This window comes from Arthrobacter sp. CAN_C5 (assembly GCF_017875735.1).
GTDB lineage: Bacteria > Actinomycetota > Actinomycetes > Actinomycetales > Micrococcaceae > Arthrobacter_D.
Map to the genome: position 1 here is coordinate 1,792,108 of NZ_JAGGMZ010000001.1, position 20,657 is coordinate 1,812,764.

The following is a 20,657-nucleotide window of genomic DNA, read 5'->3' on the forward strand; positions in this document are numbered from 1 at the left end:
TGGGGTGAAGGATCTGTTCGTTTTGCGTTGTTCACTGATTGATCGAGTGGTGTACTTCACCTATGCCGTATCCGAGACAGGGTAGGCGTCCAGCCTGATTAAGTGCTGCACGATTGTTTGGACGGTGACGGAACCGCGAACGAATCTACACGCTGTATTGCGACGGGGGGCAAAAAGTGTTTGTTCCGGCCCGAGTGCCAACTGATGCCTTGTTCGTTTACCTGTATGGATACCCGTTCTATGTCATGAGCCCTGTGATTGGATGAGAGGAAGACTCATTGAGCGCACCGTTAAATTCAGATGAATTGCTTGAGGCCATAAAGGCCGTGTTTCGAATCCAATCGGTCGAGACATACTTTGAAGTGCGCTCCGTTGAGATCGCCGGAAGCGACGTACTGGTCCTATTTGAGTGGGCAAACCCTGGCGTGCTCTACGGCGTCAGGATCGAGATCCCGGACACCACGGACCATCAGAGCTGGCAAGAATGGTGTCCACAAACGCTTGAAGAATGGGCCACTTACGCAGTGAAGTGGAGAATGCTCGAAGAGTTAGAGACAGGCTTATTGGGGAGGACTTCTCAAAGTTTTGATGGGCACGTTACTTGGCTCGAACTTCCTGAGTAGCCCCATGTTCTCCCGGGCCGGTACCGTCTCAGCCCGCCCGTTAGCCGGTCCCCCGGCGGTGCAAGCATCACCCAAATTTTACGGATCAAAAATCGGCGCGTTTCCGCAGCTCTTCGATTCCCGTAAGACCCGCCCGCAAAAATGCCCGGTGAAGGGGGTGCAACCGGTACATTCAAAACCATGACCGGACTGCTGATCGGATACGCGCGTGTATCCACCAACGACCAAGACCTCACCGGCCAAAAGAATGCCTTGGTTGCCCTTGGGGTGGCGCCGGAGAAGACATTCACCGACCAGGGCCTCACCGGCGCCAACCGGGCGCGTCCCGGACTCAGGGAAGCGTTGGCTGCCTGCCGGGACGGGGACACCCTGATTGTGACCAAACTCGACCGCCTTGCCCGGTCGCTGCGCGATGCGAAGGATATTGTCGATGAGCTCACCCGCCGTGAAGTCAAGCTCAGCATCGGCGGCTCCGTCCATGACCCGACCGATCCCGTGGGCCGACTCCTCTTCAATGTCCTGGCCATGGTCGCGGAATTCGAAGCCGACCTGATCCGGGCCCGTACCCGGGAAGGCATGGCCGTTGCCAAGGCGAAGGGCCGGCTGCGGGGGAAGCAACCCAAGCTCTCCAAGAAGCAGGAAGCCCACCTGGTCTCGGTCCACCGAGCCGGGACACACACGACGGCGGAACTTGCCGAACTCTTTGCCGTCGCCCGTTCAACCGTTTACCGTGCCATCAAACGCGCGGGCGACGCCACCGGTTAGATCCGCAAAATTTCACCGTTCACGCCGGAAACCACACCAACCCACCCTTAGCGTGAATTTCCGTACCGATCCTCCTCAGACCCCAAACCTCAACGCGATCCAAAGTCGGCTGAACCCAGCCTAGGACTCGGGGATGACCCATTCCCAAGCGTCTTCGCCAAGATAAGACAAAACCAGCGTTCCCTCGAGGGCGGGCGCATCGAGGAGAACCGTTCCGGAAGCTGTCTCTCCGGGTCCGATTGACTGCGGCAGGATGGTTGTTTCGGGTAGGCACCCGTAAGAGTTTCCGTACAACATGCCGTTGAACGTGGTCCCGTCTGCCTGAATGAGCTTCCAGGTACCCGCATCGGCGTAGAAGCTGCCACTGAACTCATCTTTCAGCTCAGGTTGGGTAACGACGTCCATTTGAACAGCCAAGTAGTGACCGTTGGCTGGCGGTTGAGCGTACTCCTCGGTGCATTCCGCGGGGGCGATCGAAGTGACGGTGAAGTCGATGACGTTCGTGCTGCGATCTTCGGTATTGAAGATGCCTGCAGGTTCACCAATGTCTTTGACCAGGTTCCCGCGGACGCTTGTCTCGGCCTCCTCGGCCTCCTCGGCCTCCTCGGCCTCCTCGGCCTCCTCGGCCTCCTCGGCCTCCGCAGGCGTCGATGTCACAGAAGGCGCGAGCGATGATGTCGCGGACGGTGTCGCCACAAGCTCCGATGGCGGAGTCGAATCGACCGGCGAGGTCGAGCTTACAGCTGCTGTCTCCGGCGTCTCTGCTGTATCGGACTCCGCGGTCGAACAGCCGGTGAGCGCAAGTAGTCCGACTGCGTAGATTGCCAAGTTAATTTTCATTGCAAGATCCTTCTGAAGAGAGTGCTGTTGGGAGGAAGCGGTTGGAAGCGGCCCCCATGCCGCTTCCAACCGCAGACTGTGGGTTTGCTCAGTACGTGGGAAGACTCAGCAGATTGTTGGTCTCCCGTCCGTCGCTGACAGTGGCGATGTACTTGATTCCGAGTCCGCTGGTCCTCACCACCACCGGGGCCTCGGCGCCGTTGGTGTTACGGCTGCAAAAGGTCTCCGTACCGGACGCGATTTGCTGCACGATCTTTGCTCTGGATGATTCGGACAATGGACCGGTAGGGGTATCCGAATGATTCACGCGGGAGATATGTTCGCTCCGTGTCCCCGGGCTATCAAGGTGAATCTGGCGTATGTACTTCATGATGATCCTTTGATCGGTGGTTGTAGAGCTCGTCGAATGAACGCTAGGGTCCGCAACAACGTTGTCTCTGTGTTTCAAGCGATAACCCCCTTTATCAAGTGCTGACGGGCCTGCGTTGAGTAAGCAGGTAGGGTCAGGTCCTAGGACCCCGGATTGAAGAGGAGGCATGCCGAGTATGACCACAGCCGATATGTCCCTTGCCGACGTAGCCCGGCTGGCCCAGGTTGCGCGTCCGGTGGTCTCCATGTGGCGCCGCCGCTATCGAGACGCCGATCTCCCTTTTCCAGCGCCGACCAACAGCTCATCAAGCCAACCGGCATTCGACGCCTCGGAGATTGGCCGATGGCTCCACGACACGGGTCGTGGCAACAACCCCTCCGCTCATCTCGACGCCGACGCATTTCGCTCGGGCATATCAGCCGACCAGTCAGAGACTGACGCGTTGACGGCCCTCTTGTGCCTGATGGTTCTCAGCGGTGAGCGACTCAACGGACTGTCCAACGTCGAGCTGCTGGATCTGGCTGACGACCACGATCCGCACAACCAAAGCCTCTATCGCGAAATGGAAGCGGCAGGCGACCAGCTTGCCTTCCTCGCGGCGACGGCCGAGGCACTGGCGGACGCTGCCTACAGCCCGGCGGCAGCATTCGACCTGCTGCTCACGTCCGAGCGGCGGCTCGGACTGCAAAGTGAGGAAATTCACCAAGATGCCGTCAGCCTGGTTTCTGCCGCGGTAGCCGCGCTGCTCAGCCCGCGAGACGGTCCAAGGTTGGTCGTGGATCACTCCCCGGGAAACAGCGACATTCTGCTGCGGCTGAATGAAGGCGACGGACCCGTTCGGTGTGCCCTCGCCTGGAAGGGAAGCGACTCAGCAGCATCTCGGCGTGGTTTGCGTCGTCTGTACACTCACGGCCTCGTGCTTGAGACAACGGACGACGCCGACGGCCTGTTTGGCGTGCAAACTTCGGGACTTCATCTGGCGCAGTTCCCTCACGCGGAGCACCAGGACCCGGACGACGTCGCGGTCCTGAATACCATCGATACGATCTGTCTGCAGCTCACCAATGATGAACGCGCCATTGTGTTCGGTCCCGCGAGTGCGCTCTGTGATCCGTTGAGTGTGGACGGGCCGGCGGGGGAGGGGGACGCTATCCGGTCAGCCATTTTGCGTACGGGTCGGTTGCGCGCCGTCGTCCGCTTGCCTCAAGGTTTGCTGAAGTCGAAACCGCGCCGGGCAATGGCTCTGTGGGTACTCGGGCCCGCGCACGCCGAGGTGGCCTTGGCTGATCGGTGGACGATGGTGTCCGACCTCTCCGGATCGAGACTGTCCACGACTGATATCGATGATCTGGTCAGCGATCTTGCCGCTGCCATGGGGAATCGGCGATCGGTGGAGAGCCATGCGTTTCGGTTTGCGCGACTCGTGAAGACGTCGTCGATGCTCGCGGCACGCGGTTCGCTGGTCAGGGCTCGGCCACTTCCACGCAACAGGATCGCTCAGCCAGCGGACGCGGTGCTAGCCATCGAGCAACTCCTGTCATCACTCGAACTTCCGGAGACCGCTCGGAGTCTGGATGTGTCGGTGAGTCCAACGCCGAACCCGGAAAGCCCGGTCGAGAGGGTTCTCGGAGATCTGGCCGCCGCCGGAGTGGTGGCCTACCTCCCCGGAAACCGGATCGAAGTAGCTGACCTTTTGGAGAGAGAACCCGCCGCGCCCGGCACCATCAGGGTGTTCACCGTAGGGTCTCTGCTCGACGCCGGTCCGCTAGCGACAATGGATCGGTTCAGGTTCGCTACACAATACCCGGCGGGCCGACTCACCGAGCCGGGCGACGTCGTCTTCTGCACCGGACCGAAGCCGTGGGCAATCGTCGACTGTGAGGGCGCGGCCGCTGTTGCATATCCAGCCCGCATCCTCCGGATTGTTGACGGGGGACAACCCGGTCGAGGTCAGCCGGGACTGGTAGCCAGACTGCTCGCTGAAGACATCAACAGCCAGGCGTCGACAGCGCGGCGGTGGAGGTCGTGGACAGTGCGCGCGGTCGACGTCGACCAGCGAGATCTTCTCAGCCGCACTCTCGACGCCGTCGAGCAGGAGCGGCTCGCCGCGCTGGAACGCGTCAACCAACTCACTCAACTCGCTACGCTGATCATGGACGGCGTAGCGAGCAACACCGTGACCCTCGGCGAACACACACCCGCCGCCCCGATGGAAGGAACACCCTAGTGCCCCCGAAAGTGAAGGTGGATGCCCTGCCGTCCACCATGAAGGAACTCAAGGACACCCTGTGGAAGGCCGCGGACAAGCTGCGCGGCTCCATGGACGCGTCCCAGTACAAGGATGTAATCCTGGGGCTGGTGTTCCTGAAGTACGTATCGGACGCGTTCGATGAACGCCGGGAGCGGATCCGGGCCGAACTCGGGGCCGACGGATTCGGTGAGCACCAGATTACTCAGATGATCGACGACGTCGACGAGTACACCGGGCGGGGGGTGTTCTGGGTGCCGACGCAGGCACGCTGGACCTACCTCGCACAGAACGCCAAGGGCACGCAGGCAGTGGACGGCGAGGCGGCCAAGACCATCGGCGAGCTGATCGATGACGCGATGGACGCCGTCATGGGCGCCAATCCGTCGCTCGCGGCAACGCTGCCGCGGATCTTCAACCGGGACAACATTGACCAGCGCCGTCTCGGTGAACTGCTGGACCTCTTCAACTCCGCGCGGTTCACCGGACAGGGCGCTAAGAAGGCCCGCGACCTGCTCGGTGAGGTCTACGAGTACTTTCTGGAGAAGTTCGCCAAGGCCGAGGGCAAGCGGGGAGGCGAGTTCTACACGCCGGCCGACGTCGTCCGCGTGCTCGTTGAGGTGCTGGAACCCGATCACGGCCGCGTCTATGACCCGTGCTGTGGGTCGGGCGGCATGTTTGTGCAGACGGAGAAGTTCCTTGAGTCGCACAACAAGGAGGGGTCGAGCATCTCCGTCTACGGGCAGGAGTTGAACGAGCGCACCTGGCGGATGGCGAAGATGAACCTCGCCATCCACGGGCTGAACGGGAACCTGGCCAGCCGCTGGGGCGACACGTTCGCGCGCGACCAGCACCCGGAGTTGGAAGCCGACTTCATCATGGCCAACCCGCCCTTCAACATCAAGGACTGGGCGCGCTCCGAAAGCGACCCCCGCTGGAAGTATGGTGTCCCGCCCGTAGGCAACGCCAACTACGCATGGATCCAGCACATCATCTCCAAGCTCGCCCCGGGCGGCAGCGCCGGTGTGGTGATGGCGAACGGTTCCATGTCGTCGAATTCCGGCGGCGAGGGTGACATCCGTGCGCAACTGGTGGAGGCCGACCTGGTTTCCTGCATGGTCGCCCTCCCCACTCAGCTGTTCCGCAGCACCGGCATCCCGGTGTGCCTGTGGTTCTTCGCTAAGGACAAATCGGCAGGCGCCGTCGACCGGTCCGGTGAGGTGCTCTTCATTGACGCGCGGAACCTGGGTTACATGGTGGACCGGGCCGAGCGCGCGCTGGCGGACGAGGACATCGCAAAGATCGCCGAGACGTATCACGCGTGGCGCGGGTCAGCGTCGGCTCAGGGTTCGGGCATCGAGTACGACGACGTCGCGGGGTTCTGCAAGTCAGTCTCGCTGGCGGAGATCAAGGCAGCCGACTACGCGCTGACGCCGGGCCGGTATGTCGGCGCGGCTGACGTGGAGGACGACGGCGAGCCGATTGAGGAGAAAATCGCCCGGCTGTCGGCCGAGTTGTTTGAGCAGTTCGCTGAGTCGGGGCGGCTGGCCGCGGTCGTGCGAGAGCAGCTGGGGCGGGTTTCGTGAGTGGTTGGCCAGAAATGAGTCTGGGCAGTGCACCGGTGCAGATAATAGACGGCGATCGCGGCCGGAATTATCCGTCAAGCGGTGACCTGTTGGAAACCGGTCACTGTCTTTTCCTAAGCGCTCGAAACGTAACCAAAAGGGGTTTCGACTTCACCGATCAGGTTTTCGTCACCCACGAAAAGGATCGGCAGCTTCGGGCGGGCAAATTACAACGGGAAGACGTTGTGCTGACTACCCGTGGCACTGTTGGGAATGTCGCCTATTTCGGGGAGACTGTGGTTGAAGATCACATGCGAATCAATTCTGGGATGGTCATTCTTAGGGCAGATGGCAAGCTCATTGACTCCTCATTTCTTTATTCATTCATGAGATCCACCAGTTTCACAGATCAGGTGGAGTCGTTGACGTCTGGAAGTGCACAGCCCCAACTTCCAATCCGAGAGCTACGCCAGGTCCTCATTCCTGTTCCCGATTTTGCGCAGCAGCGAGCAATTGCGGAGATGCTGGGGGCACTTGACGACAAGATCGTCGCCAACGCCAAACTCGCTCGATCGGCTTCTGACTTAGCCGAGCTGGAGTTTCGCCGCTTGATGCTTCGATCTCATGAATCTGTCACCTTGGCAGAAGTACTCACTCTCGAGTACGGAAAATCACTACCTGCAGGCAAGCGAACGAACGGACCGGTGAAGGTCTATGGCAGTGGCGGAATTGTTGGTAAACATACTGAAGCACTGTGTGATGGGCCGGGAGTCGTAGTCGGACGCAAGGGCACCGCGGGTGCCGTTCACTGGGCATCGGGGCCTTTCTTCCCGATTGACACGACGTTTTGGGCGAAACCAAGCGCCGAATGGATCAGCCCAATCTTCTCGTACTTCCTTTTAAAGTCTCTTCGACTCCACGAAATGAACTCAGACTCAGCTGTTCCCGGCTTAAACAGAAATGAGGCACATGCAATTGCGGTCCGGCGTCCAGACTCGGACCAGCTTCGCGAATTTACGACGATAGCCATGGAGCTATTCGACGTTACATCACAGATGGACCGAGAGAACGAGATGCTCGCCACCACGCGCGATACGCTCCTGCCCCAGCTCATGTCCGGAAAACTGCGGGTCAAAGAAGCCGAAATGCTGGTCGAAGAACTCGTCTAAGAATGTCGATGCCGCGGGATAGGTTCGAAACGACTTCGACCTATCAAGTGGAAGGCAGCGGCGATGCCATCCTCAAATGACCGGTCAGGGATGGACACCGCCGACGAGGGAGCTTCCTTCCGACCAGCTCCAGTAGACACCCGACTTTAAAGGGCTGGCACTCACGCCGGACTAACTTCGCGGGGTTGGCAGGAGCCTCGATCTGGTGGAGGGCCGCGGTGGGTTCGGTAGCGACTACCGGTCCCACAACGACACGGCGGTTATCGATTGACCTGCCGCACCAAGGGACGAGGGAAGGTCCGTGAGCATCGCTATGCGGAGTCTCTCAGGGGTTCGAGGGCGGCCAGGGCGAGATCGAGGCCGAAGATGAACTCCTCCGCCGGGTCGTAGTCGGCAGCGACGAGTGCCGCGGCGGATTCGTTGAGGTAGGGGAACTCGTCGGGAGGAAGCTGGGGCAGGTAGACGTCCTCGGCCATGGCCGCGAACTCATCGGCTGTATCGAACGGCAGGTTGGCTTCCTGCAGGGCGTAACCGTAGACAAGGCTGTCGAGCAGCCAGTTGGCGTGCGTTGCCATCAACGCTGAGAAACCCGCCCTCCGCAGGCAGGCGGTAACAGCCTCGCGATGGCGGAGGTGCGCGGCCCCCGGCGATGTCCGCGAGTCCATCAGGCCAATCGCCCACGGGTGTCGCGCGAGAACCTGTCGGGCGGATACCGAACGCCGTCGCATCGCCGATTGCCAGTCGGTCTCTTCGGGCGGTAGCTCAATCTCCTCGAACACGACGTCGATCATCGCGTCCAGCAACTCCTCCTTGCTCGCCACATAGTGGTAGAGCGACATCGCTCCCGCGCCAAGCTCGCGGGCCAGCCGGCGCATGCTCAACCCTTCGACCCCCTCGCGGTCGGCAAGCCGGATCGCCTCCACCACCACCCGGTGCTTGGTCAGCCCCGCGTCTGACGCGACCTGGCGTTGTTCCCTAGCGGACACAAATTCCTCGCTTTCTGAAAATGCTTGACATTAGTACAGCGTACGATCACACTCTATCGTACAACGTACGTCGTACGGTGTACGAGCAGCGAAGGTCGTTGCTCGGACGCAAGGAGGTTTCTGTGGGAAACGAACAGCGATCGAATGCCGGAGCACCCCTGGTGCCGGGGGTAAGTCTGGGCGGGGCGGCGACGATGCGGGCCACCGTCCAGCACCGCTACGGCCCGCCCTCAGCGCTCGAGTTGTCCAAGATCGGGGTACCGCTACCCGGTCGAGGGGAGGTGCTCGTCCAGGTGGGCGCAGCCTCGGTACACCCTGGCGACTACTTCGTCATGACCGGCGAGCCGTACATGGTGCGCCTGGTGTACGGGCTCCGCCGGCCGCGCCACGGCACTCCCGGCATGGACCTCGCTGGGGTGGTGGCAGCGGTAGGCAAGGACGTCACTGCTTTCCGCCCCGGCGAGAAGGTGTTCGGCTGGAGCACCGCTGGAGCACTCGCGGAGTACGCCTGCGTCCCGGCGGACAACCTCGTGCCCGTGCCTGCCAACCTGTCGGTCGTGGACGCGGCAGCGGTGCCCACCTCGGCCATGACGGCGTTGCAGGCATTGCGCAAGATCGCGAACGTTCGACCGGGCCAGACGGTGCTGGTCACGGGCGCGTCAGGCGGCGTGGGCTCCTTCGCCGTGCAAATCGCCAAGACGTTTGGTGCCGAGGTGACGGGTGTGTGCAGCACCCGCAATGTCGACCTGGTCCGGTCACTCGGTGCCGACCATGTCATTGACTACACGAGGACCGACTTCACCCACACCGGGAAGCGTTACGACGTCATCCTCGACAACATCGAAGCCCAGCCCCTGGCGGCTGTCCGCCGGGCGCTGACGCCCACCGGCACCCTGATCCCCAACAGCGGACGAGGGGGCCGCTGGTTCGGCCCCCTCGGTCGGATAATCAAAGCGCGTGTGCTGTCTGGGTTCACCCGTCAGCAGCTGAAGCCTTTCATGTCGGTTGGGAAGCGCCAAGACCTGCTCACCCTGGCCGAGCTGCTCACGACCGGGCAGATCAGGTCCGTCATCGACCGCACTTACCCCCTCGACGAAGTGGCCGACGCCCTCCGCTACGTCGGGGCCGGCCACACCCGGGGGAAGGTCGTGATCTCCGTCTGACGACCGGACCGAGAGGACCGAGAGGACCGACGAGAACGACCCAACCCGCATGAAAGCACGCCCAGACCTGCCGCCATTCCGGCGGACGGACCGCTCTAATCGAAAGTAAAACCGATGACCCTCCAAACGAAAACCCCGACCCTGCTCGACAATCCGCGGATCCCGGTGCAGGCCAAGCTCGCGGCCGCCTGGACCAGCTTCATGTTCCTCGTCATCTACATTGACTACTTCCACCTCTACCAGCCCGGCGAAATTGACGAAATCCGGGGTGGCGAGATCTTTGTCTTCGACATCACCGGGACATTGGTTTCCATCTTCTTCGTGATCATAGCGATCCCGAGCCTGATGGTGCTGCTCTCGATGACGCTGCCTCCCCGAGCGAACCGGGCCATGAACCTTGTCGTTGCCCTGCTGTTCATCCCCCTCTCCGTCTTCAACGCGGCAGGGGCGACCTGGGACTGGGCCTTTTACTACGGCCTCACCATTGGCGTCGAGCTGCTGATCCTGGCCTTCATTCTGCGCTCCGCCTGGACCTGGCCCCGCACCGCCCCGTCGGGGACCATGCCGACCAGCCCGGACCATGAAGCCGTTCGCGCCCAGCAGCAAGCGTGAACCCAAGAGCAATCCCCCCGTCCGGTAGGGGCCATCCAATGCCCCTACCGGCAGGTGACGGGCACGCCGAGCCGCCGTATCAGATCCGCCAATCCCACCATCACCCAGAGAGGTCCCGGTCATGATCGAGGCACACGAGCTCACCAAGCGCTACGGCGACAAGACCGCAGTGCACACCCTCAGCTTCACCATTGCGCCCGGTACCGTGACCGGGTTCCTCGGCCCGAACGGTGCCGGCAAGTCCACGACGATGCGCTTGATCATGGGACTGGACCGGCCGACGTCGGGCACCGTCACGGTCAACGGCAAGCCCTACGGGCAGCACCGTTCCCCGCTGCGGGAGGTCGGCGCCCTGCTCGACGCCAAGGCCGTGCACCCCGGCCGCAGCGCCCGCTCGCATCTGCGTACGATGGCCGCCACCCACAACATCAAGACCTCCCGCGTCAGCGAGGTCATCGAGATGACCGGCCTGGCCGGGGCCGCGACCAAGCGCGTCGGCGGGTTCTCCCTCGGCATGAGCCAACGCCTGGGCATCGCCGCCGCACTCCTGGGTGACCCCCGGACGCTCATTCTCGACGAGCCGGTCAACGGGCTCGACCCTGAGGGCGTGCAGTGGGTTCGCCAACTGGTGCGCGATCTGGCCGCCGAGGGACGGACTGTGTTCCTGTCCTCGCACCTGATGAGCGAGATGTCCCAGACCGCCGATCAGCTCCTGGTGATCGGCCGCGGTCACATCATCGCCACCGGCTCGGTCCAACAGGTCATCGATTCCGTCGCCAGCGGCGCTGTGCGGGTGCGATCCCCGCGCTCCTGTGAGCTCGCCGCCGCCCTGGCCACCGACAGCGTGACCATCACCTCTCCCGAGACCGGGATGCTCGAGGTCAGCGGGACCACCGCGGAACACGTCGGCCAGGTCGCCTTCCGAAACGGGCTGCCGCTCTACGAATTGTCCCCACGCCGGGCCAGCCTCGAGGAGGCGTACATGTTCCTGACCCAGGACGCGGTCGAGTACCGCTCCGAGCCCACCACCGCCCACAGCACCCCAGACCAGAAGGGCCAAGACCGATGAGCACACTGACCGATGACCCCCTGATGAGCTCACCCGCAGCCAACCCGCCCGCCGCCGCGCAGGTGTATCCCACCTTCGCGGGGGTCTTGCGTGGGGAATGGATCAAGCTGCTGTCCCTGCGCTCGACGTGGTGGGCGCTGGCCTCCACCGCCGCAGTGATCACGCTGGTGGCCCTGGCCTCCGCCATGTCCTTGAGCGCCACGACCGACGATCCCGCCCTGGCCCAAGGCGTCGAGCAGATGCATGGTGCCGAGATCATCGCAGGCGGCTTCCATTTCGGCATGCTCACCATCGCCGTCCTGGGCGCCCTGCTCATCACCGGGGAATACGCCACCGGCACGATCCGCTCCACTTTCGCGGCTGTTCCGAGCCGGATCCCCGTCCTTGGCGCCAAAGCCCTCGTCCTGATTGTGCTGACGGCCGCCGTGACCCTCGTCAGCGCGACCCTCTCCTACTTCGTCACCATGCTCCAGCTCTCGCAGTACGACCTCGTCCCAGCGCTGGACGACCCGGGCACCTGGCGCGTCCTCGGCGGCACCCTCTACTCCCTTATCGCCGCCGCCCTGTTCTCCCTTGGCATTGCCACGCTCCTGCGCTCCACCGCCGCCAGCGTGACCGTAGCCCTGACCGTCCTGCTGCTACTGCCCGGCACCCTCAGCTTCATCCGCCTGGACTGGGTAGAGACCATCGTCAGCTACTTACCGCTGCCGGCGTCCGCAGCGTTGCTCACCACCGGAGCAGCCGAGACGCAGGGTGCCTACCTCTCCACACAGGCGAGCCTGATTGTGATGGCCGCCTACGCTATCGTCCCTCTCGCAGCCGCGGCCGTCGTGCTGCACCGACGCGACGCCTGACCCCGTGCATCTCGGTACCCAATGATCGAGAACGTCACCTGCTCAAGTGGGACCCCCGCGGATCTCAGCGACGTAGCGCAGGAGCATTTTCCAGGTGTGGCGGCACGCGGTGATCGTGTGAGGTCTGACTTCGCGTTGCCGAGGCATATACACGGTGAACCCGCCGCGCGGATGACGGTAGTAGATGTCGATGAGGTTGGTCATGATGCCACTTCCGGGATGATGCCCGCGGCAGTCTTATCGAGCTATCGCAACTTCATTGGAAGTACATGAAGTCGGAATCCCGCCAGTGAGTGTGAGGCTGCCTCGGTCACAAGGTGTGACCAACGGAACCTAGACTGGAGCCAGTGATCGGCAACACACTGGGGGAAATAGTATGACAGCAGTGACAGGTCTCAGCGAAGCGCTCTGGGAGGGCCTCGCCATGGAACAGCTGGCCGAACTCGGCTGGCGGCCGGGTACCGGCGAGTCCATCGCCCCCGGATCGGGGGAGCGCGAGACCTGGGACGACCTGCTCATTCGGCCACGGTTGCTCGCAGCGCTGAGGAAGTTCAACCCCACTGTGCCGCAGCAGTACCTGCAGCAGGCCGTCGCCGAGATCGCAGCCCCCAAGTCGACCGATGCCATCACCGAGAACCACCGCATTCACGCCTATCTGACCGACGGCTACCGTGGGATCAGCTACATCGACACCGACGGCACCGAACACAATCCCACCCTCCGCGTCCTCAGCGCCGACGCCGACGACAACGACTGGCTCGCCGTCAACCAGGTCACCCTCCGGCAGGGCGACTACAAACGACGCTTCGACGTCGTGCTCTACTGCAACGGCATGCCGGTCAGCGTGATCGAACTGAAGAGGGCCGGGAGCCGCTCGGCCGATGTACCCGCCGCCCACGCCCAGCTGCAGACCTACCTGCGCGAGTTCCCGCTCGCCTTCCGCTTCTGCGTGTTCACCCTCGCCTCGGACGGGATCCTCGCCAAATACGGCACACCGTTCACCCCGCTGAACCACTTTTCGCCCTGGAATGTCGACGACGACGGTAAGCCGGTTGCGCGCGACGCCCTGGTCGACGGCGAGCCGGTCACCGAATTGGATCTCGCCCTCGACGGCCTCTACAGCCTTGAACGGTTTGTCCAGCTGACCCGCAACTTCACCGCCTTCGACGAGAACGCTGACGGGCTGAGTAAGCGCATCGCCAAGCCCCACCAGTACTTCGCCGTGTCCAAGGCCGTCGGCAGCACCGTCCTGGCGGTCGCGAGCAACGGCAAGGCCGGCGTCGTCTGGCACACCCAGGGCTCAGGCAAGTCCATGGAAATGGAGCTCTACACCAACCAGGTCACCCGGCACCCGAAACTCCTGAACCCCACCATCCTGGTGATCACCGACCGCAATGAACTCGACGGCCAACTGTACGAAACCTTCGCGCAAAGCCTCCTGCTCCCGGAGAAACCACGGCAGATCCGCCGCCGGGCCGAACTGCGTGAGGAACTCGCCAGTCGAACTACCGGTGGCATCTACTTCACCACCCTGCAGAAGTTCGGCCGCAGCCAGGAGGAGAAGGACGCCGGCGTGGACCACCCGTTGCTCTCCGACCGGCGGAACATCATCGTGATCGTCGACGAAGCGCACCGCAGCCACTACGACGACCTCGACGGCTACGCCCGCCACCTGCGCGACGCGCTGCCGCGGGCCACGCTGATCGCGTTCACCGGCACCCCCATCTCCTTCGACGACCGCAACACGCGTGACGTGTTCGGCGAGTACATCGATATCTACGACCTCAGCCGGGCGGTCGACGACGGCGCCACCGTTCCCGTGTATTTCGAACCACGGCTGATCAAGGTGGCGCTGGCCAAGGACGTCACCGAGGAAACCCTCGACCAGGCGGCCGACGACATCACCCGGAGCCTGGACGACACCGAGCGGGCACGGATCGAGGCGAGCGTCGCCGTCGTGAACGCCGTCTACGGGGCACCGCAGCGCATCGCGGCCCTCGCGGAGGACCTGGTCACGCACTGGGAAAATCGTTCAGGCAAAATGCGCCAGTTCATCGAGTCGCCCGGCAAAGCCATGATTGTGGGCGGCACCCGGGAGATCTGCGCCAACCTGTATGCCGCCATCATCGCGCTGCGCCCCGGCTGGCACTCGGATGACCTCGACAAAGGCAAAATCAAGGTGGTGTACTCCGGGACGCCGTCGGACGTTCCACCGGTGGTTGACCATGTGCGCCGGGACTCGTTGAACGCGACCATCAAGGAACGCCTGAGGAATGTCGACGACGAACTCGAGATAGTGATCGTCAAGGACATGATGCTCACCGGGTACGATTCGCCGCCGCTTCACACCCTGTACCTGGACCGGCCGCTGAAGGGAGCGCTGCTGATGCAGACGCTGGCGCGGGTAAACCGGACGTTCCGCGGCAAGCAGGATGGGTTGCTGGTGGCGTATGCGCCGCTGGCCGACAATCTGGCTAAGGCGCTGGCTGAGTATTCCCAGACCGACCAGCAGAACAAACCCATCGGCAGGAATATTGACGAGGCGGTCGAGCTCACCAGATCACTGGTGGAGATGTTGCGCGAGATGCTAGCCGGCTACGACTGGCACGCCGTTTACCGTGCCGGCACCCCCAAGGCCTTCAAGAATGCTGTCACCGGCTCGGTCAACTACCTGCGCAGCGCTTTGACGCCGGGCAACCAGCCCGACGACGGTGCCGAGACGCTCGCGGGACGGTACCGGAAGGCCTCGAGTCAGCTGTCCCGGGCCTGGGCCTTGTGTTCAGGGGCCCAGAACCTGGCTGAGCTCCGCCCCGAGATTCAGGTGTACGAGGAGATCCGCGTCTACATGGCGAAGTTCGACGCCGCGGACCGACAGGCCCGGGGCGAACCTGTGCCCGAAGACATCGCGCGCCTGCTTGGGGACCTGATCGCGACGTCGACGTCCACCGGGGACATCCTCGACATCTATGAAGCTGCGGGGATGCCGAAGCCATCACTCGGTGATCTGACCCCAGAATTCATCGCTAAAACGCAACAGGCAAAGAATCCGCAGCTTGCTATCGAAGCGCTGCGGAAGCTGGTGGCTGAGGAGTCGGCCAAGACCACCCGCAATAATGTGATCCGTGAACGGGCGTTCTCAGAACGCATCACTGAACTGATGAACCGCTACACGAATCAGCAGCTCACCTCAGCCGAGGTCATCGCGGAACTGGTCGCGCTGGCCAAAGAAGTTGCGGCGGAGGCGGCCCGTGGCGCAAAGTTCTCACCGCCACTGAACGAGGACGAGCTGGCGTTCTACGACGCCGTGGCACAGAACGAATCGGCGGTCGAGGTACAGGGTGAGGGGATTCTGGCCCAGATTGCCCGCGACCTCGTGGCAGTGATGCAGCGCGACGTCCGGACCGATTGGACCGTTCGCGACGACGTCCGGGCAAAACTGCGTTCCTCGATCAAACGGCTGCTCGTCAAGAACGGCTATCCACCCGACAAGCAACCGGCCGCCATCAAGCTCGTAATGGAGCAGATGGAATCCATGGCGCCCCGCTACGCGGAAGCGCGCGGCTGAACGGTGGCGCGAAGCACATTCCTACCGACAATGAGCAGTGAGATCAACAATGACGACAGGTAGACAGGTCCGGCTCTTCCTGACCGACGGTATGCCGGGCGGACTCCTGACCGCGGAAATTATGAACTGGACCGGCCAGATTGTTGCCGGATCCCGTTCGGACCTAGCGGTTCTCCTTGCGCGCCCGGAGGCTGCGAAGACCGGCGTGTATTTTCTGACCGGAGTGAACGAGGAAGACCCAGACGACCAGATGTTGTACATCGGAGAAGGTGACGACGTCAGCACCCGCCTGAAGATGCACAATCGTGGCGAGCCTGAGGGCGGAAAGGATTTCTGGACCCGGGCACTGCTGCTCACAAGTAAGGACGCAAACCTGACAAAGGCGCACGTCCGCTATCTGGAAAGCCGGTTCATTGAGCTTGGCAAGGTGGCCGACCGAACCATCATAGTGAATAGGACCGCACCACCCACGTTGCCGTTGCCTGAGGCCGATATCTCGGACATGGAGTACTTCATCAGCCAGGCACGGATTGTGCTTCCGCTGCTTGGTATCGATGCGTTCAGAGAAGTACCACGCAACGAGGCTGAGGCGACAGATCCGGACGGGCCGAAAGCCTCGTCACCGGTATTCGAACTAGGCGTTCCGGGAGACGGAGGAACCGCGCGTGGTCAGGAAATCGACGGTGAGTTCATTGTCTACGAAGGATCCGCAGTGCGAAGCAAGTGGGTAAGCGGGCACACCGGATACCAGAAGCTCTACGAACGACTCCGCGTGGACGGAACGTTTGAAGACATCGGCGGTCTCCGTCGGTTTGCTCGGCCTTATGCGTTCAAGAGCCCGAGCGCTGCTGCCGCCGTCGTGACCGGCCGACCAACCAATGGCCGAATAAGCTGGATTGTTTCCGCCACCGGGCTGAGTTATGCCCAGTGGCAGGAACAATCGATCCCCGCGCTCTAGCACCTGAACACCCCGCCGAGCCGTGAAATACCGCGGGTCCGGAACGTCCGAACCCGCCAGATCTCGCAGCTCGGCGGAGGGGATCAACGGAAGGGGCAAGTCCAACCGCCCCAGCAAACGCTCCTAGTGGAGCACCGTGTGCGACACGCTGTCCGGGTTGCCGAACCGGTGAGCCGTAATGGACACCGCCTGCTCGTGCAGGAACGGAAGCATTTCGATCCGTCCGGACTCGGTGACCGGTCCGGCGTAGATGGCCACATCAGGATCGCCGTCGGTGGCTGCACACAGTTCCGAATAGCCGCCGCCAATCAGCCGGACCCGACCCAGCGAGGCCGCAGGCGCGTGCTTCAGCCACGCGGCGTCGTCGTCCACTCCGTGCTCAACATTATGAGCCGACAGGACAGCCGTCAGCGCAGGCGGCAGTGGGTGAGCCGACGAAACCCGCAGCGTCGCTCCGGCCCGCAGCCCGGCAGCAAGCACCCGGACCAGCGACGCCAGCGTGCCGTCCTCGTTGAGCCGCACCGTGACCGTACCCGGAACATAACGGAACTCGTTGCGTTCCACCCCGAGGCCCGACACATCGCGGTTGGCCCCGAACGACTTGACCCAGTGACGCTGGTCGTCGGCGGTCGCGCGGGCCAGGAATCCCTGGTCGACGGCGGGAATGTCGGCTGCGTGCAGCAGATCACGGACCGGTCCGCTCAGCGGAGCGTGAACATTCCCGGGGTGCAGCTCGACCGGCTTCCAGCTGCCGAGGTGCATCAGGTAGTTGGGTCCTCCGGCCTTGGCTCCTGGCCCCACAGCCGAACGCTTCCAGCCACCGAACGGCTGACGCTGCACAATTGCTCCAGTGATACCGCGGTTCACATACAAATTGCCTGCCTGGACAGAGTCCAGCCACAGCGCCAACTCGTCGCCGTCCATGGTGTGGATGCCCGCCGTCAAACCGTATGGGCTGGCGTTCTGCCACTCGATGGCCTGCTCCAGGGAGTCGGCGTGCATGACCCCCAGGACCGGTCCAAAGAATTCGGTGAGGTGGAAGTAGCTGCCCGGCTTCACGCCCGCCCGGACGCCGGGGCTCCAGAGCCGTCCGGTGTCGTCCAGCTGTCGAGGCTTCACCAGCCAGGTTTCGCCCTCGCCCAGCGTCGTCAGCGCGTCGCGCAGTTTCCCCTCGGCGGGATCGATGACCGGGCCCATCTCGGTGGCCGAGTCTTCGGGGTACCCCACCTTCAGGGAGGCGACGGCGTCGACCATCTGGTTACGGAACCGCGCCGACTTCCCGGCCGACCCCACCAGAATCACCAGTGAGGCAGCCGAACACTTTTGCCCGGCATGCCCAAACGCTGACTTCACGACGTCGGCAGCAGCCAGGTCGAGGTCGGAGCTGGGGGTTACGATCAGGGCATTCTTGCCGCTGGTCTCGGCAAGCAGGGGCAGGTCATGCCGCCAGCTGCGGAACAGCTTCGCCGTGTCGTGGGCGCCGGTCAGGATGACCCGGTCCACCGAGGGGTGCGAGATGAGGTGCTGCCCCACGGGACCCTCCTCGACGTCAGCGAAGTGCAGGACTTCCCGGGGCACACCGGCTTCCCAGAGTGCCTCCACCAGCACCGCGGCGCACCGCTTGGCCTGCGGCGCAGGCTTCACGACGACGGCGCTGCCAGCCGCCAACGGGGCAAGTGCGGAGCCGGCGGCAATAGCCACCGGGAAGTTCCACGGCGGTGTGACAACCGTCAGCCGTGCCGGTACGAACTCGGCGCCCTCCACCTGGTCCAGCTCCTCGGCGAGCAGTGCATAGTAATTGGCGAAGTCGATCGCTTCGGAGATTTCGGGGTCCGACTCTGCAACCGTCTTGCCCGTCTCGCTGGCTGCTACTTCCACCAGGTCACCGCGGATTGCGGCGAGACGGGCGGCAGCGCTGCGGAGCACTACAGCCCGTTCGGCGCCGGAGCGCGCGGACCACTCGGTTTGACCGGCGAGCGCCGCATCGACCGTACGGTCGACGTCGTCGTTCGTTGCGAGCCAGGAGGCCTTCACCAGGTCGACCCCGAGGGTTGACCCAGGAACACGTTCCAATATTGCGGTCGCCCAGTCCCTGATACCGGGCAGGGATGCATCCGAGTCGGACTGATTGGCGAACTCGCCTGGCGCTGCCGCGACGAAGCGGTCGGTGGCCTGGGAACGGTTCGCGACGGGGACGGTGTTGTCCACGGCCGCCAACGATTCGAGGAAGCGCTTCTTCTCCCGCTCGAACAGCTGGGGGTTCTTGTTCAGTTCGAAGACAGCCGACATGAAGTTTTCCTGGCTGGCGTTTTCCTCCAGCCGGCGGATCAGGTAGCTGATGGCGACGTCGAACTGCGCGGGGTGGACCACAGGCGTGTACAGCAGAAGCGAGCCCACGTCCTTCTTGATCTCCTCCGCCTGCTCCTCGGCCATGCCCAGGAGCATCTCGAATTCGATCCGGTCCTCGACCCCGCGGGCAAGCGCCAGCAGCCGCGCAAAAGCGATGTCGAACAGGTTGTGCCCTGCCACACCGATCCTGACCGCCTCGGCGTTCTCGGGACGCAGAGCCCAGTCGAGGCAGCGCTTGTAATTGGTGTCGGTGGCTTCCTTGGAGGGCAGGGTGGCTGGTTCCCAGCCGTGCACCTTCGCGTCGACGAGCTCCATGGCCAGATTGGCGCCCTTCACGAGCCGGACCTTGACGGCCGAGCCGCCCCGGCTGCGGCGCGCCGTTGCCCACTCGGTGATGTCCTGCAGTGCGCCAAGGGCGTCGGGCAGGTAGGCCTGCAGCACGATCCCTGCTTCGAGGTGCAACAGGTCCTCGGTGTCGAGGATCCGCTTGAACACGGCGACGGTCAGATCGAGGTCGTGGTACTCCTCCATGTCCAGGTTGATGAACTTCGGAGCGGGGGAGGACGCCGCGAGTCGGTAGAGGGGGAGCAGGCGCTCCGCGACCCGCTCCACGGTCTCGTGGAAGTCCCACAGGTTCATGGTGCTGACCACTGAGGAGACCTTGATCGAGACATAGTCGACGTCGTCGCGTGCCAGAAGTTTGGTGGTACCGGCCAGCCGGGCGTCGGCTTCCTCGTTGCCGAGGACTGCCTCGCCCAGCAGGTTGATGTTCAGCCGGACCGATTCGCCCCGCAGCCCGGCGATCGCCTTGCCCAGTTTGTGTGGCCGCGCGTCAACAATGAGGTGTCCCACCATCTCCCGCAGCACCCGCTGGGCTACGGGCACCACAATGCCGGGCAGGGTCGGTGCGAGCGCGCCACCGAGCCGCACGGCACCCCGCATGTACCAGGGGAGGAACGACGGCGTCTGCCGTGCCAGCTTCGACAGGTTGCGTGCGGCAACGGCGTTGTCCTCGGGCCGGATCACCCGGTCCACGAAACCGAGAGTGAACTGGAGTCCGGCGTCGTCCTTGAGGACCTCGGCGAGCAGCTGCGCCGATCGCGATCCGCGGGTCGCTACCGGTTCGGGGCGACGGGATTCATCCAGGTGCAGCCAGCGCCGGACGAGGGCGACGGCGTCGTCGCCCAGAGTTGCGGGAAGGGGATCAACAGTGGAAAAGAGCTGTGTCATGCGATCGTGCCTCACAATGCGACGGGCCACCGTTATCGGATCCTGACTCAGGTGGGTATTCCCCTTGCGGGGCCGGTGGCCGATCAGGCCGGGGGCGCATTCCGCCTCGGCATGGCAGCGCGTCTTGCGGGCGCGCGTACCAGAATAATCGTAACCTGCGCGGCGGGGTCACGGACGCCAATCTGCGCTAGGGTAGATTTATGTCTGCAGTACAACTTCTTAGCTAGCCGCACGTTCGACCGTGCGGCATGCCCCTCCCTGGACGAGGGGCTTTTGTGTGTCTAGGGGCAA

Annotated in this window: 16 protein-coding genes; 11 read left to right on the top strand and 5 right to left on the bottom strand. The window is 63.3% G+C overall.

From position 1 onward, the window contains the following. Positions 1-278 precede the first annotated feature (278 nt). Entirely contained in the window at positions 279-623 is a 345-nt protein-coding gene (locus H4V95_RS08470; RefSeq protein WP_209729869.1) for a hypothetical protein, read from the top strand. A 180-nt stretch (positions 624-803) separates the two neighbouring features. Further along, positions 804-1,388: a recombinase family protein gene (locus H4V95_RS08475; protein WP_209729871.1), complete on the top strand. Its 585-nt coding sequence runs from the start codon at positions 804-806 to the stop codon at positions 1,386-1,388. Between the two features lie 120 nt (positions 1,389-1,508). Here H4V95_RS08475 and H4V95_RS08480 read toward each other — a convergent pair whose 3' ends face one another. Both H4V95_RS08480 and H4V95_RS18760 read right to left on the bottom strand, forming a co-directional pair. Next, entirely contained in the window at positions 1,509-2,228 is a 720-nt protein-coding gene (locus H4V95_RS08480) for a hypothetical protein (RefSeq protein WP_209729874.1), read from the bottom strand. Between the two features lie 88 nt (positions 2,229-2,316). Then, on the bottom strand, positions 2,317-2,844 hold the full coding sequence (locus H4V95_RS18760; RefSeq protein WP_312883982.1) for a DUF3892 domain-containing protein: 528 nt from the start codon (positions 2,842-2,844) through the stop codon (positions 2,317-2,319). On the opposite strand from H4V95_RS18760, the gene H4V95_RS08490 reads away from it, so the two are divergent. Genes H4V95_RS08490 through H4V95_RS08500 form a run of 3 tightly spaced genes read left to right on the top strand, consistent with a single transcriptional unit; the run spans position 2,774 to position 7,580 of the window. Further along, positions 2,774-4,825 (top strand): hypothetical protein, encoded by a 2,052-nt coding sequence (locus H4V95_RS08490; protein WP_196866171.1) that lies wholly within the window; start codon positions 2,774-2,776, stop codon positions 4,823-4,825. The genes H4V95_RS18760 and H4V95_RS08490 overlap by 71 nt on opposite strands. Next, positions 4,825-6,432 carry a class I SAM-dependent DNA methyltransferase gene (locus H4V95_RS08495; protein WP_209729876.1) on the top strand — a complete coding sequence of 536 codons (1,608 nt, stop codon included), beginning with the start codon at positions 4,825-4,827 and terminating at the stop codon, positions 6,430-6,432. Before H4V95_RS08490 ends, H4V95_RS08495 begins: the two co-directional genes overlap by 1 nt. Positions 6,433-6,446: 14 nt before the next feature. Next, complete coding sequence (locus H4V95_RS08500) at positions 6,447-7,580, top strand: restriction endonuclease subunit S (protein ID WP_209729878.1); 1,134 nt, start codon at positions 6,447-6,449, stop codon at positions 7,578-7,580. A 311-nt stretch (positions 7,581-7,891) separates the two neighbouring features. Here the strand turns inward: H4V95_RS08500 and H4V95_RS08505 are convergent, their stop codons facing one another. Next, positions 7,892-8,566 carry a TetR/AcrR family transcriptional regulator gene (locus H4V95_RS08505; protein ID WP_209729880.1) on the bottom strand — a complete coding sequence of 225 codons (675 nt, stop codon included), beginning with the start codon at positions 8,564-8,566 and terminating at the stop codon, positions 7,892-7,894. A gap of 122 nt (positions 8,567-8,688) precedes the next feature. On the opposite strand from H4V95_RS08505, the gene H4V95_RS08510 reads away from it, so the two are divergent. From H4V95_RS08510 to H4V95_RS08525, 4 genes are all read left to right on the top strand, one after another. Beyond that, on the top strand, positions 8,689-9,729 hold the full coding sequence (locus H4V95_RS08510) for an NAD(P)-dependent alcohol dehydrogenase (RefSeq protein WP_209729881.1): 1,041 nt from the start codon (positions 8,689-8,691) through the stop codon (positions 9,727-9,729). A gap of 114 nt (positions 9,730-9,843) precedes the next feature. Then, the gene (locus tag H4V95_RS08515) at positions 9,844-10,341 is read left to right on the top strand and encodes a DUF6326 family protein (protein WP_209729883.1); all 498 of its coding nucleotides are present in this window, start codon (positions 9,844-9,846) and stop codon (positions 10,339-10,341) included. 121 nt (positions 10,342-10,462) lie between these two features. After that, on the top strand, positions 10,463-11,410 hold the full coding sequence (locus H4V95_RS08520; protein WP_209729885.1) for an ABC transporter ATP-binding protein: 948 nt from the start codon (positions 10,463-10,465) through the stop codon (positions 11,408-11,410). Then, a complete protein-coding gene (locus tag H4V95_RS08525; protein WP_209729888.1) occupies positions 11,407-12,264 on the top strand; it encodes an ABC transporter permease subunit in 858 nt (285 codons plus the stop codon). Before H4V95_RS08520 ends, H4V95_RS08525 begins: the two co-directional genes overlap by 4 nt. A gap of 42 nt (positions 12,265-12,306) precedes the next feature. Here H4V95_RS08525 and H4V95_RS08530 read toward each other — a convergent pair whose 3' ends face one another. After that, positions 12,307-12,468, bottom strand: a complete 162-nt coding sequence (locus tag H4V95_RS08530) for a hypothetical protein (RefSeq protein WP_196866164.1) — start codon at positions 12,466-12,468, stop codon at positions 12,307-12,309. A gap of 172 nt (positions 12,469-12,640) precedes the next feature. On the opposite strand from H4V95_RS08530, the gene H4V95_RS08535 reads away from it, so the two are divergent. Then, positions 12,641-15,829: a type I restriction endonuclease subunit R gene (locus H4V95_RS08535; RefSeq protein ID WP_209729889.1), complete on the top strand. Its 3,189-nt coding sequence runs from the start codon at positions 12,641-12,643 to the stop codon at positions 15,827-15,829. 49 nt (positions 15,830-15,878) lie between these two features. Further along, the gene (locus H4V95_RS08540) at positions 15,879-16,787 is read left to right on the top strand and encodes a GIY-YIG nuclease family protein (RefSeq protein WP_209729891.1); all 909 of its coding nucleotides are present in this window, start codon (positions 15,879-15,881) and stop codon (positions 16,785-16,787) included. Positions 16,788-16,910: 123 nt separating this feature from the next. On the opposite strand, the gene H4V95_RS08545 is transcribed toward H4V95_RS08540, so the two are convergent. Beyond that, on the bottom strand, positions 16,911-20,366 hold the full coding sequence (locus H4V95_RS08545; RefSeq protein WP_209729894.1) for a bifunctional proline dehydrogenase/L-glutamate gamma-semialdehyde dehydrogenase: 3,456 nt from the start codon (positions 20,364-20,366) through the stop codon (positions 16,911-16,913). Positions 20,367-20,657: the final 291 nt, after the last annotated feature.

Coding starts and splice junctions, on each gene's coding strand:
- H4V95_RS08520 (WP_209729885.1), top strand. CDS start 10,463: ATGATCGAGGCACACGAGCTCACCAAGCGCTACGGCGACAAGACCGCA.
- H4V95_RS08525 (WP_209729888.1), top strand. CDS start 11,407: ATGAGCACACTGACCGATGACCCCCTGATGAGCTCACCCGCAGCCAAC.
- H4V95_RS08475 (WP_209729871.1), top strand. CDS start 804: ATGACCGGACTGCTGATCGGATACGCGCGTGTATCCACCAACGACCAA.
- H4V95_RS08515 (WP_209729883.1), top strand. CDS start 9,844: ATGACCCTCCAAACGAAAACCCCGACCCTGCTCGACAATCCGCGGATC.
- H4V95_RS08480 (WP_209729874.1), bottom strand. CDS start 2,228: ATGAAAATTAACTTGGCAATCTACGCAGTCGGACTACTTGCGCTCACC.
- H4V95_RS08500 (WP_209729878.1), top strand. CDS start 6,447: ATGAGTCTGGGCAGTGCACCGGTGCAGATAATAGACGGCGATCGCGGC.
- H4V95_RS08545 (WP_209729894.1), bottom strand. CDS start 20,366: ATGACACAGCTCTTTTCCACTGTTGATCCCCTTCCCGCAACTCTGGGC.
- H4V95_RS08530 (WP_196866164.1), bottom strand. CDS start 12,468: ATGACCAACCTCATCGACATCTACTACCGTCATCCGCGCGGCGGGTTC.
- H4V95_RS18760 (WP_312883982.1), bottom strand. CDS start 2,844: ATGGAGACCACCGGACGCGCAACCTGGGCCAGCCGGGCTACGTCGGCA.
- H4V95_RS08540 (WP_209729891.1), top strand. CDS start 15,879: ATGACGACAGGTAGACAGGTCCGGCTCTTCCTGACCGACGGTATGCCG.
- H4V95_RS08490 (WP_196866171.1), top strand. CDS start 2,774: ATGACCACAGCCGATATGTCCCTTGCCGACGTAGCCCGGCTGGCCCAG.
- H4V95_RS08535 (WP_209729889.1), top strand. CDS start 12,641: ATGACAGCAGTGACAGGTCTCAGCGAAGCGCTCTGGGAGGGCCTCGCC.